The organism is Saccharothrix stipae (genome assembly GCF_054781895.1).
The window spans coordinates 1-16,112 of the sequence record NZ_BAAGTN010000015.1 but is presented as its reverse complement, the minus strand read 5'-3'; the positions used below and the strand labels follow the sequence as shown (position 1 = coordinate 16,112).

The window sequence follows — 16,112 nt, the reverse complement described above, 5'->3', positions numbered from 1 at the left end:
ATCGTATTGGACCGAATACCACCAGAACAGCTCCAAGAGCTGGTACACCCACGCCACCGGCAAGACCGAGAAGTGCTAGTGCACGCCAAGAGGGCATCTGATCTTGGTCATAGCCGGTCGATGGAGGAGGGGGTGTGCCTCGGCGCCCAGGTGCAACACCGGAGGAGTCGACAGCTACCTGGCGGACCTCGATCGCGCGCTGCGGTGGGCCGAGCGGGCCACCGACGCCGCAGCCACCCCCGACGACCGCGCGACCTACCGCACGCTGGAGATCCACTACCTCCTGGCGAAAGCCACCCTGTCCACCATCGCGGCGAACGTGCCGGCCCCGCTCATGTCCGCTCTGGTGCGCGGCGGGGTGTGGAGCTTCACCACCGCCCTCACCTACGCCCGCGCCATCGCCGACCCCCTCGGCCGCGCCCGCGCGCTCACCGCTCTCGCCCGCCTGCCCGCCCCCACAGACGTCGACCGTCCACTGCTGCTGACCCAGGCATCGGTCGCCGCCGCAGCAGTCGGTGACACGATGGATCGTGCGTGGGCCTTCGCCGCACTGATTCCCTGCGCGCCCACCGACCACCGCCCCGCCCTGTTCGACAAGGCAATGGCCGCCGCAGACCGGCTGCACCGCACGGCTCAGGCGTGGCTCCTGTCCCGACTCGCCCACCACGTCCCTGACCTGGTCCGCGAGCGACTGCTCGCCCTGGCCCGGTCCGAGCGGGTCGACACGATCGAGCTCTCGGCCTTGAGCCAGGCCCTCCCACCAGTTCCGGACCTGCGAGACCCGCTGCGCACCCAGGTCACCGGACTGCGCGATCCACGCCGGCGGCTCTGCCTCCTGATCATCCTGGCGAACGGCGCTTCCGAGCAAGAGCGGGCCGCGTTGCTCACCGAGGCGAGCGCTCTCGCCGCCACGCTCGACCGGTCGCCGAATGCCACCGAACCCGGCAGGTTGGTCAGTTCCCTGCTGCGGACCGGCGACTCCGAACTGGGTCCCACCGCTGTCCGCGCGCTGCTTGCGGGACTCCCGGACGCTGAGCGCCGCCCCGCGCTCGACGCGCTCCTCGTCGCCCTCCATGCCGGCAAAGCAGCCCACGCGGAAACCACGCGACTCGCTCTGCCCTACCTGCCCGACGAGGCCCGCCCGCCACTGGTCGCCCAGGTTCTCGGCGACGACCCGACACTGACCAACCTGCAGGCGCTCGCGCCCTGGCTGCCGGCACCCCTGCTCACCCGCGCGGTGACGATGGCATGCGCGGAGACCACGACCGCGTTCCGCACGCACGCATTGACGGACCTGGCGCCGCACCTGCCGGCGGATCTACTGAGGCACGCCCTCGGTCTCGTCGTAGAGCTCGACACACCGACGCAGCGTGCGTACGCCCTCGTCCGGCTGGCGCCGAGGCTCCAGGAGAACGAACTGCTCGCTGTGCTCCGCGTGATCGAGGCGGTCGTCGATCCCGACGACCGTGCACTACTCCTGTCCAACCTCACCGAGCATCTGCCTCTCGCGATGTTGCAACAGGTGTTCGACGCTCTGCCCGACGAGGCGAACCCTGTTTCCTGGGTGGCTGCCTTGATCGCCCTGGCGGCCCGGCTGTCGGGAGCCGACCGCGACCGGCTGACAGCAGCGGCACTCGACGCGGCCAGACACGTCCAACTCCGACAACCCGAACTCCACGGCCTTCTCGACGACGTCACCGATCCTCGGAGCATCTGGGCCGTGATGGCATTGCAGTCATCGCTCGACAGCCGGCGGCCCGGAGAGGACCGCATGGGGCTGGCCGACGTGCTGCACCTGGTGCCGCGCACAGCTGTCGACCGTGCCATTCCCATCGCCCGTGCGATGGAAGGCATGTGTGAGCGGTCGCACGCGTTGGCCACGTTGGTGCTCTGCGCGCCGGAGTCGTCGCGTGCCGCGCTGTTGCTCGACGCGTTGCGCGCGGCCTGCGCCGACCACTTCCACCTCGACGGCCTCAACGGCCTCAACGGCGTGTTCTGCCGCATCGACGAGCGGCTGGCCGCGCGGTGACAAGAGTCGTGCCACTCGCCGAGCGCCTCCCCTTGGACGACGAGTTCATCGCCGGCCTCCGGGCGACGCGGACAGAGGACCTCGAAGAAGCCGACCCCGACAGGCGAACCAGACGGCTGCGGTGCCTGCGGATCTACCAGTCCGAGCACACGGCCCCCGTGGCCGAACCACCTGAACCGCCGCGGCAAGACTGGGCGCACTGGCGCCGCGCACTGGCAGAGGCCGCCTCCATCAACCGGAACACCCTACGGAGCACAGCCGTCGACGCCTGCCTCGCTGTCACCGAACAGGCCGGCACCACAGACCCGACCGCCACCCTCCTGGCACGGCACCTCATGACGATCCACCGCTGGTGGCCAGGCGCAGACCAGGCCAGGCACACTGACCGGTCGAGCGAAATGATCGCCCGAGCAGTCGTCGACATCAACAACGGCGCCAACCGGGAGCGCTGGATGGTGGACGGTCGTACAGACCACCAATGAGGTGGTAACGCGGTGCGATCGATTCCGCTCGGCGAGCCCGGAGGAGCTGCCGGCACGTCTGCTTGGAGCCGGCGCACGGCTCGCGGCTGGGCAACGCGGAAACCGACCCGCGACTGACCACCGATGCCTCAGGAGAGCCGTCGCCACAACCCCGGTAACGCCGCCAACGCACTCTCATGGCTCCCCTCTATGTCCAGAGGGAGGGGAGTCGGCTCGACGAGGGGGCGTCGCGGCGGCGTCGGTGGTGCAATCGTCCGGACGTGGCCCGGTTGTTGGCGGCTGTCGGGGATCCGGATCGTGGGTTCGACGCGATCGTGGTGGGGGAGTACGAGCGGGCGTTCTGCGGGCGGCAGTTCGACGAGTTGGCGCCGCTGTTGTAGCGGCACCGTGACCCAGTTCTGGATACCGGAGGTGGGCGAGCCGGTGGATCTGGGTGATCCGGATCAGCGGGTACATGCGGGAGTTGGGTGCGCACTCGCTGCGTGAGGTGATCCGGGCGCGGAATCGGGCGTTGGCGGCGATGAAGGCGCAGGCCCGCTTGGCCGGTATCTGGGTGGTCGGCCGCCGTACGGGTGTCGGTTGGTGGACGGCGGGCCGCAGCGCTCGGGCTCGAACTTCTCGATCGCGTCGACCAGGCCGAAGATGCCGGACTGGATCAGATCCGCCGCATCCACGTCCACGTGCGCGGGCAGGCCGGTGCCCACCCGACCGGCGACGTACTTCACCAGCGGCGCGTAGTGCAGCACCAGGCGGTCCCGCGAGGGTTGCAGACGTGACCCGCCGAAGGTGTGGCCAGAGCGCCATGATCCCGGCTTCCACGTCATCGGCGCCGACCCCACCGGTCGACCGGCCGGACCATTGCGCCGCGCGCCGCTGCTGTGTTAACGCTCACTTTCCTTCTTGACAGTGGTCACACATGCCGAGCACACTCTGGCGCGCCGTCTCATGTTATCGATCACATCGCTCGACGACGAGTGGAGACCAGTGTGCGTGGAGTCCGAACGACAGCGCGGCGGTCGGGTCTGGTGCTCGCTGCGGCGACCCTGATGGCGGCCACCCTGACGACCGGGTCCGAGCAGCCCGCCGTGGCCTGGGACAACGGGGTCGCCACGACTCCGCCGCTGGGCTGGAACAGCTACGACTCGTTCAACTGGAACGTCACCGAGGCGCAGGTCAAGGCCAACGCCGACTACATGCGCGACAACCTCAAGCAGCACGGCTGGCAGTACATCGTCATCGACTGGGCCTGGTACTACCCGGGCCGGCACACGGGGAGCCCGAACCAGGACGCCAACTTCCAGCCCAGGCTGCGCACCGACGCCAACGGCCTGCTGCTGCCCGACACCACCCGGTTCCCCTCCGCGGCGGGCACCAACGGGTTCAAGCCGCTGGCCGACTACATCCACACGGCCGGCCTGAAGTTCGGCGTGCACCTGATGCGCGGCATCCCGCGCCAGGTCGTCGCGGACAACCTGCCGGTGTCGGGCACGAACTGCCGGGCCAACGAGATCGAGAACAACACCACCGCGGCCTGGTTGAACCTCAACTGGGGCCTGGACATGGCCAACCCGTGCGCCCAGGCCTACCTGGACTCCCAGTTCAAACAGCTCGCCGCGTGGGGCGTCGACTACGTCAAGGTCGACGACATCGCCGCGCCCACCTACCGGCAGGCCGAGATCGAGGGCTACAAGCTGGCGATCCAGCGCAGCGGCCGCCCGATGGTGCTCAGCCTCTCGCCTGGCCCGACGTCGACCGACAACGGCACGCACGTCGCGAACAACGCCAACATGTGGCGGATCGTCAACGACCTGTGGGACAACTGGGGATCGGTCGACGCCCTGTTCGAGCGGCTGCACGCGTGGACGCCCCACCGGGCGCCGGGCGCGTGGCCCGACCCGGACATGATCCCGATCGGGCGGCTGTCCCAGGCCGGACCGGTCGGCGAGCCGCGGTACTCCAACCTGACGCCGGACGAGCAGCACACGCTGATGACGTTGTGGTCGATCACCAAGTCGCCGCTGATGTGGGGTGGTGACCTGACCCAGAACCGGGCGTCCGAGCTGGCGCTCATGACGAACTCCGCCGTGCTGGCCGTGGACCAGCGCAGCACCAACAACCGGCGGCTCTACGGCGGCACGCAGGAGGTGTGGACGGCGGACGTGCCCGGCTCGGCGGACAGGTACGTGGCGCTGTTCAACCGTGGCGGTTCCACCGCGAACGTGTCCGTCACGCTCTCCGACCTCGGCATCGGGTCCGCCACCGTGACCGACCTGTGGTCGGGCGCCGGCCTGGGGACGGCGAGCGGCACGCTCACGCGGTCGTTGCCCGCGCACGGCTCCGGTCTGTACCGGCTGGCGCCGCAGAGCACCGTTCCGGTGACCGCCGAGCAGACACTGACCGCGCGGCACAGCGGCAAGCTCGTCGACGTGTACGACGAGTCGACCGCGGACGGCGGCGACATCGTGCAGTGGGGTGCGAACGGTCAGGCCAACCAGCGCTGGCGGTTCCGCGACCTCGGCGACGGCACGTTCAACATCGTGAGCGTCCATAGTGGACTGTGTCTCGACGTCTACGGCGGCACGGGCGCGACGGCTGACGGGGTACGCGTGGCGCAGTGGTCGTGCAACGGTCAGACCAACCAGCGCTGGCGCGTGCAGGACGCGGGCAGCGGCTACGTGCGGCTGGTGGCCCAGCACAGCGGCAAGTGCCTGGACGTGTTCGAGGCGTCGACCGCCGACGGCGCACGCCTGGTCCAATGGACCTGCGGCACCGGCGCCAACCAGCAGTGGCAGCGCCGTAACGCCTAGAACCCCCGCGAGTCGCCCTTTCGTGACCTCTGAGTTCCACGTTCGCGGACCCCGAGTTGCGCTCTGAACTTGCAACTCGGGGTACGCGAACGGGGACTCGCGGGGAGGTCGGCGGTGGCGATCACTGCAAACAGTTCGACCGCAGGGGAACGTTCAGTTGCACCGCCGGGTCGGCTGACCTATCGCTTGTATACCTCCACATTCGCGCCTAGATCGCCGTCCCGGAAGATGTTAGCGCTAACACTTTACCTGGGCCGTCGTCCGTGCGCGGGTGTCGTCGGGGCCCGCGCGGATGCGGCCCGCCTCATGTCGACGGTCCCCAATGATGGAAGGAAGATGCTATGTCGGTTGGGTTTGCGCGTTCCGTGAGGTGGCGTCGTCGGTTGCGGTCGGGGTTCGCTGCTGCTGCGGCGGTGGCGTTCGTGGGCGGGTTGCTCTCGGTGGTCACGACGGCGGCGTCGGCCGCGACGGTGGACACCACGGCGTGGTACGTGCTGGTGAACCGCAACAGCGGCAAGGCCCTCGACGTCTACAACTTCTCCACCGCCGACGGCGGCAACCTCGTCCAGTGGACCCGCACGAACGCCGACAACCAGCAGTTCCAGTTCGTGGACTCCGGCGGCGGCTACTACCGGATCAAGTCGCGGCTCTCGGGCAAGGTGCTGGACGTGTCCAGCTGGTCGACGGCCGACGGTGCCGCCATCCACCAGTGGACCGATCACGGCGGCGTCAACCAGCAGTTCCGGCTGGCCGACTCCGACAGCGGCTACGTCCGGTTGATCAACCGCAACAGCAACAAGGCGGTCGAGGTCCAGAGCGCGGCGACCAACGACGGCGGCAACGTCGTGCAGTACAGCGACTGGGGCGGCAGCAACCAGCAGTGGCAACTCGTCCGCGTCGACGGGGGCAGCGGCGCATGCACACTGCCGTCGTCGTACCGCTGGACGTCGACCGGCCCGCTGGCGACCCCGAGCGCGGGGTGGGTCTCGCTCAAGGACTTCACCGCCGTGAAGCACAACGGCCAGAACCTCGTCTATGCCACGACGCACAACGGCCTCACCGGTGACCGGGGGCGCTGGGAATCGACGGTCTTCAGCCCCTTCACGAACTGGTCCGACATGGCGTCGGCCACCCAGAACCGAATGTCCTTCGGTGCCATCGCGCCGACGCTGCTCTACTTCGCCCCGAAGAACATCTGGGTGCTCGCCTACCAGTGGGGTTGGCCGGACTCCTTCTCGTACCGCACCTCTAGCGACCCCACCAACCCCAACGGCTGGGGCCCGCAGCAGACGCTGTTCACGGGCACCCTCCCCGACCCTGCGGCCCCCATCGACCAGACCCTCATCGCCGATGACAAGAACATGTACCTGTTCTTCGCCGACGACCGCGGCGGCATCTACCGTGCCAGCATGCCCCTCGGCAACTTCCCGAGCAGCTTCGGCTCGTCGTACACGAAGATCATGAGCGACACGCCGGAGAACCTGTTCGAGGCGGTCGAGGTCTACAAGGTCAAGGACCAGAACCAGTACCTCATGATCGTCGAGGCCCAGAACTACACCGGGTATGGCCGCTACTTCCGCGCGTTCACGGCCACCAGCCTCGACGGCACGTGGACACCGCAGCCGCAGGCCAACACCGTGACCAGCCCCTTCGCCGGCAAGGTCAACAGCGGCGCCACCTGGACCAACGACATCAGCCACGGCGATCTGGTGCGCACCAACCCCGACCAGACCAAGACCATCGACCCCTGCAACCTCCAGTTCCTCTACCAGGGACGCGACCCGCGCTCCGAGGGCATGGAGTACGGCCTCCTGCCGTACCGGCCGGGCGTGCTGACCCTGCAGCGCTAGAGGTCCGGCTTCTGGCGGTCCCCGCCGGATGCCACCCTGCACATGCCAACCGAATGAGGGACTCAAGCAGTGAGATTCACACTTCAGCGGTCGTCGAAACGCTTGCTCGCCTTGACGCTGAGCCTTCTGTGCATGACGGCATTTCTTCCGGCCGCGGCCCGGGCGGACAACCCGATCGTGCAGCACGTCTACACCGCCGACCCTGCCCCATTGGTGCACAACGGGCGGGTCTACCTCTACACCGGGCACGACGAGGACGGCTCCACCTCCTTCGTGATGAAGGACTGGCGGGTGTGGTCCTCCGACGACATGGTCAACTGGACCGACCACGGCTCACCGCTCAGCCTGAACACCTTCAGCTGGGCGGGCGCCAACGCGTGGGCGGGCCAGGCCGTCGAACGGGGCGGCAAGTTCTACTGGTACGTGCCGGTGTCGGTCCGGGCGACCGGCCAATTCGCCATCGGCGTGGCGGTGGCGGACAGCCCCACCGGCCCCTTCCGCGACGCCATCGGCCGGCCACTGGTGGAGAACAGCGAGATCGACCCGACGGTCTTCATCGACGACGACGGCCAAGCCTACCTGTACTGGGGCAACCCCAACCTGTGGTACGTGCGCCTCAACGCCGACATGACCTCGTTCTCGGGCAGCCCCACCCAGATCCCGCTCACCACCGCCGGGTTCGGCGAGCGGACCGGCGACACGAACCGGCCGACGCTGTACGAGGAAGGGCCGTGGGTCTACAAGCGCAACGGCCTGTACTACAACGTCTTCGCCGCCAAGTGCTGCGGGGAGTTCATCGCCTACTCCACCGCGCCGAGCCCGACCGGGCCGTGGACCTACCGCGGCACGATCATGCCTACGCAGGGCTCCAGCTTCACCAACCACGCCGGGATCATCGACTTCAAGGGCGGTTCGTACTTCTTCTACCACAACGGCGCCCTGCCCGGCGGCGGCGGTTTCACCCGGTCCGTGGCGGTGGAGAAGTTCACCTACAACGCCGACGGCACGATCCCGACCATGAACATGACCACCTCCGGCACGCCCCAGGTGGACACGCTCAACCCGTACGTCCGCCAGGAGGCCGAGACCATCGCGTGGGGCAGCGGCATCGAAACCGAGCCCTCCAGCGAGGGCGGGATGAACGTCAGCTGGATTGAGAACGGCGATTACATCAAGGTCAAGGGCGTGGCATTCGGCACCGGTGCCGGCTCGTTCGCCACCAGGGTGGCCTCAAGCACCAGCGGCGGCCGAGTTGAGCTGCACCTGGACAGTCCTACCGGGCCAACGGTCGGGACATGCACCGTGTCGGGCACCGGAGGCTGGCAGACCTGGAGCACGGTCTCGTGCCCTGTCACCGGTGCGACCGGGACCCGCGATCTGTACCTGCGCTTCGTCGGTGGCAGCGGGTACCTGTTCAACATGAACTGGTGGCAGTTCACCACCGGCCAGTCCACCTTCTCGTCAACCGCCGTCGCCCAGCACAGCGGGTACTGCCTGGACGACCCCAACCAGAGCACCGCCGACGGCACTCAGTACCGGCAGTACACCTGCGGCGCCGGTGAGGAACAGCGGTTCGACTTCCGCCCGGTGCAAGGGGTGGCGGACACCTACTCCCTGGTGAACCGCTCCAGTGGCAAGTGCCTCGACATCCGCGGCGTCTCCACCGCCGACGGTGAGGCGGTCCACCAGTGGACCTGCCACGGCGGCACGAACCAGCAGTTCACGCTGCGGCAGGTCGCCGCCAACGACTACCAGCTCGTCGCGGTGCACAGCGGCAAGTGCGTGGACGTCAGCGGGATCTCCACCGCCGTCGGAGCACTGGTCCACCAGTGGACCTGCGACTCCGCCAGTGCCCTGGCCACCAAGAAGAACCAGGTCTGGCGCCTGACCGGCAAGAGCTGAACCACCACGGGGTCGGGCCCGGGCCGGCAATCCGGCGCCCGACCCCGTGGTGGGCCTTTGCCGGCCGGGGTAGCCGATAGCGCCACTGGACGAGCAGCAGTTACAGCAGGGTCAGATCAGTTGCAGGCGGTTCCTGGTTCATCGCGCTTGCCCTCCGGTACTTGTGCCGATGCCGATCGAGCCGCACGGGCATGGCGACTGCCGCCCACGGACCGGTCGGCAGGCTTCGCGATGGGTGCCGGGCGAGGCCCGACTACGGCGGTGGTCGTGCAATGGCGGCAGGTGGGACCGGCGTTGGCGCAGGTCCATCGTCAGGAGCCCCGTGGGCGCCACCTGCAGCGCGGACACCGTCCTCGCGGACGCCGTCCTCGCCGACATCGCGGTGGCCTCCGTCGACTGACCGACCCGGGACCGAACCGAGGCGGCGCACCCGCCGGTCCGCGACCGCCCGGTCCGGTCCCGCCCTACGAGAGGAACTCCCCTGTCCCTGTCCCTGACACGACGCGCCGTCTTCAGCCTCGCCGCCGCGGCGGGCGCGGCCGCCGTCATCGGCACCGCGACGCCCGCGCCGGCACGGACCGCGCCGACCCTCGACTGACGAGAGGAACCACCATGCCCTGGCTCGAATTCCCCATGAGCCGCAGGCGGATGCTCATCGGCGGAGCCGGCGTGCTCGCCGGGGTCGCCGCCGCTACCGCCCTCGACCCGTTCACCCAAGCCGAGGCCCAGGAGTCGACTTACGCGAACCCCGTCATCTGGCAGGACTTCGCCGACCTCGAGATCATCCGCGTCGGCGCGGACTTCTACATGACCGCGTCCACGATGCACTACTCGCCCGGAGCGCCCGTCCTGCATTCCCGGGACCTCGTGAACTGGGAGTTCATCGGCCACTCCGTGCCGAGGCTCGACTTCTCCGACTGGTACGACCTCAACGGCGGCCACCGCTACATCGTCGGCATCTGGGCCTCCTCGCTCACCCACCGCGCCGGCGAGAACCGCTTCTACTGGCTCGGCCAGATCGACTTCCACCGCTCGTTCATGTACACCGCCACCAACCCCGCCGGACCCTGGACCCGCCACGCCGAGTTCCCCCGCTCCTACTACGACGCAGGCATGCTCGTCGACACCGACGACACCATGTACGTCGCCTACGGCAACACCGAGCTCTACGTCGCGCAGCTCTCGGCCGACGGCAAGACCGAGGTCCGCAACCAGAAGGTCTTCTCCAGTCCGTCGGACATCGGCGGCATGGAGGGCGCCCGGTTCTACAAGATCAACGGCAGCTACTACATGTTCCTCACCAAGCCCCCGAACGGCCAGTACATCCTCAAGTCCTCGTCGCCTTGGGGCCCTACGAAATCCGGGAGGTGCTGCTCGACATGCCGGGCCCGATCCCCGGCGGCGGCATCCCGCACCAGGGCGGGCTCGTCTAGACTCCGAACGGCGACTGGTACTACATGGGCTTCGTGGACGCCTACCCCGGCGGCCGCGTGCCCGCCCTCGCCCCGATCACCTGGACCTCGGACGGCTGGCCGAAGGTCACCACCGTCAACGGCACCTGGGGGAGCAGCTACCCGTTCCCGAACCTCACCCCGCACCCGGTTCCGCCGCTCACCGGCGCCGACACGTTCACCACCGCGACCCTGGCCGCGAAGTGGGAATGGAACCACAACCCCGACGACACGAAGTGGTCCACCGGGAACGGCCTCAGGCTCCAGACCGCCACCGTCACGAACGACCTCTACCGGGCCCGCAACACCCTCACCCACCGCATCCAAGGTCCTTCTTCCACGGCCACCATCGAACTCGACCCGGCCCGGATGGCGAACGGCGACCGAGCCGGTCTGGCGATCCTCCGCGACTCCTCGGCCTGGATCGGCCTGCGCCGCGACAACGGCGTCACCCGGATCTCCATGACCGACGGCCACACCATGGACTCGGGCTTCAACACCGTCGGTACCGGCACCGAACGCGCGAGTGCGGAACTGTCCGCCAAGGTCGACCCCGCCGCCTGGTACGTGCTGGTGAACCGCAACAGTGGCAAGGCCCTGGACGTCAGCGGCGTGTCCACCGCCGACGGAGCCCAGCTCCACCAGTGGACCCGCACGAACGCCAACAACCAGCAGTTCCAGTTCGTGGACGCCGACGGCGGCTACTACAAGCTGCGCGCGCGGCACTCCGGCAAGGTTCTCGACGTGTCCAGCTGGTCGACGGCCGACGGTGCCGCCATCCACCAGTGGGCGGACCACAACGGCACGAACCAGCAGTTCCGGTTGGCAGACTCCGACGGCGGCTACGTGCGCCTGGTCAACCGCAACAGCAACAAGGCCGTCGAGGTCCAGAACGCGGCGACCAACGACGGCGCCGGCGTCGTGCAGTACAGCGACTGGGGCGGCACCAACCAGCAGTGGCAACTCGCCCGGGTCGACGGCGGCAGCGGCGGCAGCCGGGTCTGGCTGCGCGTCACCGCCGACATCCGACCCGGCCCCGGACGCCAGGCGACCTTCTCCTACAGCACCGACGGCACGACCTTCACGCCGCTCGGACCCGCGTTCACACTCGGCGACCGCCCGAACTTCTTCATGGGCCACCGGTTCGCGATCTTCAACCACGCCACCGCCACCCTCGGCGGGGCCGTCACCGTCAACCGGTTCTCCCTCACCACACCCTGATCGACTCCCGACCGCAGCAGCAAGGAGCCGGAACGCTCAACGAAGGCGGCAGCACCTGCCGATACGGCTGACGCAATGAACGGACGCCGGGAGCGTCGATGAGCTCCCGGTGTCCGCGTTCGGGCTCAGGCGGGATTGGCGGTGGTGACGAGCCAGACCGCTCCGGGGAACCGGAGGGCGCCGTCGACGAGGTGGCGGCGGAGCTCGCACGGATTGATCCCGGGCGAGGCGGCCGATGCCGCCGCCCAGGATCGTGGTGAGCCGCTCCTCGACGCCGTCAGTGCCGTTGAAGCCGTAAGCGCACTCGAAGTCGAACGCTTCGAATCGTGCGTGGACCACGGCACGCGGGCACCGGTGAACCGTTGGCGTTGCTGTTGCGGACGGGCAACGCCGGGTCGGACACCGCCGCCGACCACATCACCACGACGCGGGAGGCGTTGCGGCACTTGCCGTTCACCGCCAAGGGCGGACGCGTCGGACGCAAGGTGCTCATTCGCGCCGACGCCGCCGGAGGCACCCAATTCGTGAACTGGCTGCAGGCGAGGAGACTGGGCTGTTCGCTGGGCTTCACCCTGCCCGACAACACCGTCAAACGCCTCGCCCTGATCCCCACCGCCGCGTGGACTCCGGCCTACGACGACGAGGGCACCGCGCGTGACGGGGGATAGGTCGCCGGGGCCACCGCCGCCGGGCCCGCGCCGAGGACGGCATCCGCGCCGCCAAGGCCACACGCCCGACGCGTCGACCTCCGACTGGCCGCCCGCGCGCCCTGGGCCGAGCTGATCATGACGGCCACCAGCGCCTGCACGACCTACCACGATCGCTCTGACCAGCCAGAACCAGCCACCGACCACGGACTCAAGCCAGGCCGTCACCCACACGAAAGATCCGGGCCAGCGGATCGCGGCCTTGGACAACGGTTGGCGAAAGGCTGAGGTCAGCTTGACGGCCGCCGAGGCCCGGCGAGGGGCCGGCGCCTGATACGGGACTTCCCGCGAAAACCTTCCCGTTACATCTTGACGGAGCCGATGTTATCGTTCACAGTCCACGTGGTGCGCTCAGTCGCACCGCTGATTGGTCAGTCATCACCCTTACTCCTACATATTTCCGCACGGCTCGTCGCGGCGATGTTAACGCTAACAAATCGCCGGCCAGTGGCCGTGCGTGGGTGTCGTCGGCGCCGATGCGCCCGCCTCATGTCGGCGATCCCAATGATGGAAGGAAGATGCTATGTCGGTTGGGTTTGCGCGTTCCGTGAGGTGGCGTCGTCGGTGGCGGTCGGGGTTGGCTGCTGCGGCGGCGGTGGCGTTCGTGGGCGGGTTGCTCTCGGTGGTCACGACGCCGGCGTCGGCCGCCACGGTGGACACCACCGCGTGGTACGTGCTGGTGAACCGCAACAGCGGCAAGGCGTTGGACGTGGCGGGTGTGAGCAGCGCCGACGGTGCCGCGGTCACGCAGTGGGCCCGGCACGACGGGACCAACCAGCAGTTCCAGTTCGTGGACTCCGGCGGCGGCTACTACCGGATCAAGGCGCGGCACTCCGGCAAGGTGATCGACGTGTCCAGCTGGTCGACGGCCGACGGTGCCGCCATCCACCAGTGGACCGACGGCAACGGCGCCAACCAGCAGTTCCGGTTGGCCGACTCCGACGGCGGCTACGTCCGGCTGGTCAACCGCAACAGCGGCAAGGTCGCCGAGGTCCAGAACGCGGCGACCAACGACGGCGCCGGCGTCGTGCAGTACAGCGACTGGGGCGGCACCAACCAGCAGTGGCAGCTCGTCCGGGTCGGCGGGGGCAGCACCTGCGCTCTTCCGTCGACGTACCGCTGGACGTCGACCGGCCCGCTGGCGAACCCGAAGGCGGGGTGGGCCTCGCTCAAGGACTTCACCAACGTCGTCCACAACGGCAAGCACATCGTCTATGCCACGACGCACAACACCCTCGCCGGTCAAGATGGGCGCTGGGGATTGACGACCTTCAGCCCCTTCACGAACTGGTCCGACATGGCCACCGCCACCCAGAACACGATTCCCTTCGACGGCATCGCGCCGACGCTGTTCTACTTCGCCCCGAAGAACCTCTGGGTGCTCGCCTACAACGGGTCTTGGCCATACAGCTTCGGCTACCGCACCTCGAGCGACCCCACCAACCCCAACGGCTGGTCCGCGCTGCAGGAGTTGTGGACGGGCACCCTCCCCGGGGTGACCGAGGGAGGCCCCCTCGACGTGACCCTCATCGGTGACGACACGAACATGTACATGTTCTTCGCTGACGACGAGGGCGGCATCTGGCGCGCCAGCATGCCCATCGGCAACTTCCCGGGCACCTTCGGTTCGGTCACGAAGATCATGAGCGACACGGCGCTCAACCTGTTCGAGGCGGTCGAGGTCTACAAGGTCCAGGGCCAGAACCAGTACCTCATGATTGTCGAGGCCCAGAATTACACGGGGTATGGTCGCTACTTCCGCTCGTTCACGGCCACCAGCCTCGACGGCACGTGGACACCGCAGCCGCAGGCCGAGACCGTGACCAGCCCCTTCGCCGGCAGTGCCAACAGCGGCGCGACCTGGACCAGGGACATCAGCCACGGCGATCTGGTGCGCACCAACCCCGACCAGACCAAGACCATCGACCCCTGCAACCTGCAGTTCCTCTACCAGGGGCGCGACCCCAGCACCGACAACATGGACTACGGCCTCCTGCCGTACCGGCCGGGCGTGCTGACCCTGCAGCGCTAGCCGGTGGCGTGACACAGGTCCGACTCCGGCGTTCCCGACGTTCGCGGGCGACGACGTACGCCGAACCGGGTGAGCGTCACAGCGAGCGATCAGGAACGGGTGGAACTTGAGCGGGCGGGCTCGGCACAAGGCCGAGCCCGCCCGCCAGGTCCCGTTCGCCGTTTCGCCGATGTGGGCGCTCACTTCCTCGCTGAACCGAGCTACTGCAGTCGAATGTCGTTCGATGCGGTCAGGTGAGCCGGATCGCGGGCTGCGGCCAGGACATGAGGGCCAGGCCAGTTCGGTGACGCAATGACTGGGATAAATGCATTGTTGCGTTCCTCATGAGATCAACGCTGCCGTCCTCGGCGACACCGCGACGCGCAGGTGCTCTACTCGTCGCCGTCCTGTGCGCGCCGGCACTCCTGCCCGCCGTGGCCAGAGCGGACAACCCGATCGTGCGGCACATGTACACCGCCGACCCTGTGCCGCTGGTGCACGATGGTCGGGTGTATCTCTACACGGGGCACGACGAGGACGGCTCGACCACCTGTCGACGACGCGTGAAAACTGGTTCTGGTTCTGGCCCACATTTCGGATGCTGTTGGTGATCTTGGGAGTCAGTCGGCGGTCGGAGTGCGGAAGAGTTGCTGCAGAGGCCTTCGCGGCCGTCGACGTCGATCCGGTTGGTGCCGGCTGCGGTGAGGACGTGTTGGACGTGAGTCTTCGCGAGGCCGCGGTATCGGCAGTGGCGTAGTCCCTGGGCGCGCACGGCTTCCGAGACGGTGGCGCCGGCGCGTAGGGCACAACAGTCTCGGCTTGCCAATCGATGCGGAAGTCCTCCTCGGCGAAGCCCGGTCGTTCCTCGGCGTGGGGATTCTGACGGACCGCCCCGACGATGGTGATTCCGTGATCGGTCGCCGCGTGGTGAACAGTCTCGGGTGTGACATGGCCGCTGTCCACAAAGTGCTCGGCCGGCACCAGTTGCTGTTCGGCCAACGCGGCATGGATGCCGCCAACGACGCCGATGTCCTGCTCCGGAGCCGGTGTGGTGACCACATGCACGATGAGGTTCGGTCGCTCCTCGTCGCAGGTCTCGGTCTGATGGTCCCTGTATCCGGCCCATTCGACCTTGCCGGGTTTGTGGCTGAACCGCGTCTCGGGGTCGTGCGGTGACACGATCTCCACGCTCGACCACGGCACTCGGGCAGGCTCCGCATCGTCATCCGCCACCTGCTGGGAGCGCCGCCGGTTCGTTCCCTCCCGGCTTTTACGCCGAGTGCCGAAGGCGAGGTGCCAGGCAGGCGCTCAGCCCGGCGCCGTCCGCCTGCACCGCGTGATCCGGGCGGCCTCTGTCTCCGTTTCGTGTTCGCGGGCATCGGCGGGTGTGTCAGCGGGTGGAACCGGCGACCTTCAGCATGTCCAGCCAGTGCGTGATCACCTCGTTCAGGTTCACGCGGTTGCGGCCCAGGTCCTCCACCGCGCCGTAGTGGTCGGTGGCGACGCCGGGCATCGTGGCCCGCCAGAACCACTGAACCTTTTTCATCGTGGTTGACGACGGGTGTCGATGTGGTGCAGGACGAGGATGGCTGCGATGATCGCGGTGGCTCGGCGTGGGCAGCAGCGGAGCTTGGCCAGGACTTTCCAGGTCT

The 16,112-nt window shown here is 68.3% G+C and carries 11 protein-coding genes and 3 pseudogenes; 10 read left to right on the top strand and 4 right to left on the bottom strand.

Going from position 1 to position 16,112, the window contains the following annotated elements:
* Window positions 1-103 precede the first annotated feature (103 nt).
* Both ACYVLT_RS27495 and ACYVLT_RS27490 read left to right on the top strand, forming a co-directional pair.
* Window positions 104-2,029, top strand: a complete 1,926-nt coding sequence (locus ACYVLT_RS27495) for a hypothetical protein (RefSeq protein WP_461123109.1) — start codon at window positions 104-106, stop codon at window positions 2,027-2,029.
* Between the two features lie 32 nt (window positions 2,030-2,061).
* Complete coding sequence (locus ACYVLT_RS27490; RefSeq protein ID WP_461123108.1) at window positions 2,062-2,511, top strand: hypothetical protein; 450 nt, start codon at window positions 2,062-2,064, stop codon at window positions 2,509-2,511.
* A gap of 599 nt (window positions 2,512-3,110) precedes the next feature.
* Here ACYVLT_RS27490 and ACYVLT_RS27485 read toward each other — a convergent pair.
* Window positions 3,111-3,330 (bottom strand): annotated as a pseudogene (locus ACYVLT_RS27485) (sigma factor); the annotation flags it as partial.
* A gap of 167 nt (window positions 3,331-3,497) precedes the next feature.
* On the opposite strand from ACYVLT_RS27485, the gene ACYVLT_RS27480 reads away from it, so the two are divergent.
* The 7 genes and pseudogenes from ACYVLT_RS27480 (at window position 3,498) to ACYVLT_RS27450 (ending at window position 14,481) form a co-directional block, all read left to right on the top strand.
* A complete protein-coding gene (locus ACYVLT_RS27480; RefSeq protein WP_461123107.1) occupies window positions 3,498-5,318 on the top strand; it encodes an alpha-galactosidase in 1,821 nt (606 codons plus the stop codon).
* Between the two features lie 341 nt (window positions 5,319-5,659).
* Complete coding sequence (locus ACYVLT_RS27475) at window positions 5,660-7,168, top strand: non-reducing end alpha-L-arabinofuranosidase family hydrolase (protein ID WP_461123106.1); 1,509 nt, start codon at window positions 5,660-5,662, stop codon at window positions 7,166-7,168.
* Window positions 7,169-7,300: 132 nt separating this feature from the next.
* The gene (locus ACYVLT_RS27470; protein ID WP_461123105.1) at window positions 7,301-9,070 is read left to right on the top strand and encodes a family 43 glycosylhydrolase; all 1,770 of its coding nucleotides are present in this window, start codon (window positions 7,301-7,303) and stop codon (window positions 9,068-9,070) included.
* Between the two features lie 231 nt (window positions 9,071-9,301).
* Window positions 9,302-10,474, top strand: a pseudogene (locus tag ACYVLT_RS27465) (glycoside hydrolase 43 family protein); the annotation flags it as partial.
* Window positions 10,475-10,527: 53 nt separating this feature from the next.
* A complete protein-coding gene (locus tag ACYVLT_RS27460; protein WP_461123104.1) occupies window positions 10,528-11,742 on the top strand; it encodes an RICIN domain-containing protein in 1,215 nt (404 codons plus the stop codon).
* Between the two features lie 326 nt (window positions 11,743-12,068).
* Window positions 12,069-12,410, top strand: coding sequence for a hypothetical protein (locus ACYVLT_RS27455; protein ID WP_461123152.1), 342 nt, complete (start codon window positions 12,069-12,071; stop codon window positions 12,408-12,410).
* 562 nt (window positions 12,411-12,972) lie between these two features.
* Entirely contained in the window at window positions 12,973-14,481 is a 1,509-nt protein-coding gene (locus tag ACYVLT_RS27450) for a non-reducing end alpha-L-arabinofuranosidase family hydrolase (protein ID WP_461123103.1), read from the top strand.
* 496 nt (window positions 14,482-14,977) lie between these two features.
* Here ACYVLT_RS27450 and ACYVLT_RS27445 read toward each other — a convergent pair whose 3' ends face one another.
* Window positions 14,978-15,286, bottom strand: coding sequence for a transposase (locus ACYVLT_RS27445; protein WP_461123102.1), 309 nt, complete (start codon window positions 15,284-15,286; stop codon window positions 14,978-14,980).
* Here ACYVLT_RS27445 and ACYVLT_RS27440 point away from each other — a divergent pair.
* Window positions 15,280-15,636 (top strand): hypothetical protein, encoded by a 357-nt coding sequence (locus tag ACYVLT_RS27440; RefSeq protein ID WP_461123101.1) that lies wholly within the window; start codon window positions 15,280-15,282, stop codon window positions 15,634-15,636. The two genes, ACYVLT_RS27445 and ACYVLT_RS27440, sit on opposite strands and share 7 nt — an antisense overlap.
* A 214-nt stretch (window positions 15,637-15,850) precedes the next feature.
* Here ACYVLT_RS27440 and ACYVLT_RS27435 read toward each other — a convergent pair whose 3' ends face one another.
* Together ACYVLT_RS27435 and ACYVLT_RS27430 are read right to left on the bottom strand one after the other, a co-directional pair.
* Window positions 15,851-16,006 (bottom strand): hypothetical protein, encoded by a 156-nt coding sequence (locus tag ACYVLT_RS27435; RefSeq protein WP_461123100.1) that lies wholly within the window; start codon window positions 16,004-16,006, stop codon window positions 15,851-15,853.
* Window positions 16,003-16,112: pseudogene (locus tag ACYVLT_RS27430) on the bottom strand (IS5/IS1182 family transposase); the annotation flags it as partial. The gene ACYVLT_RS27435 and the pseudogene ACYVLT_RS27430, both read right to left, overlap by 4 nt.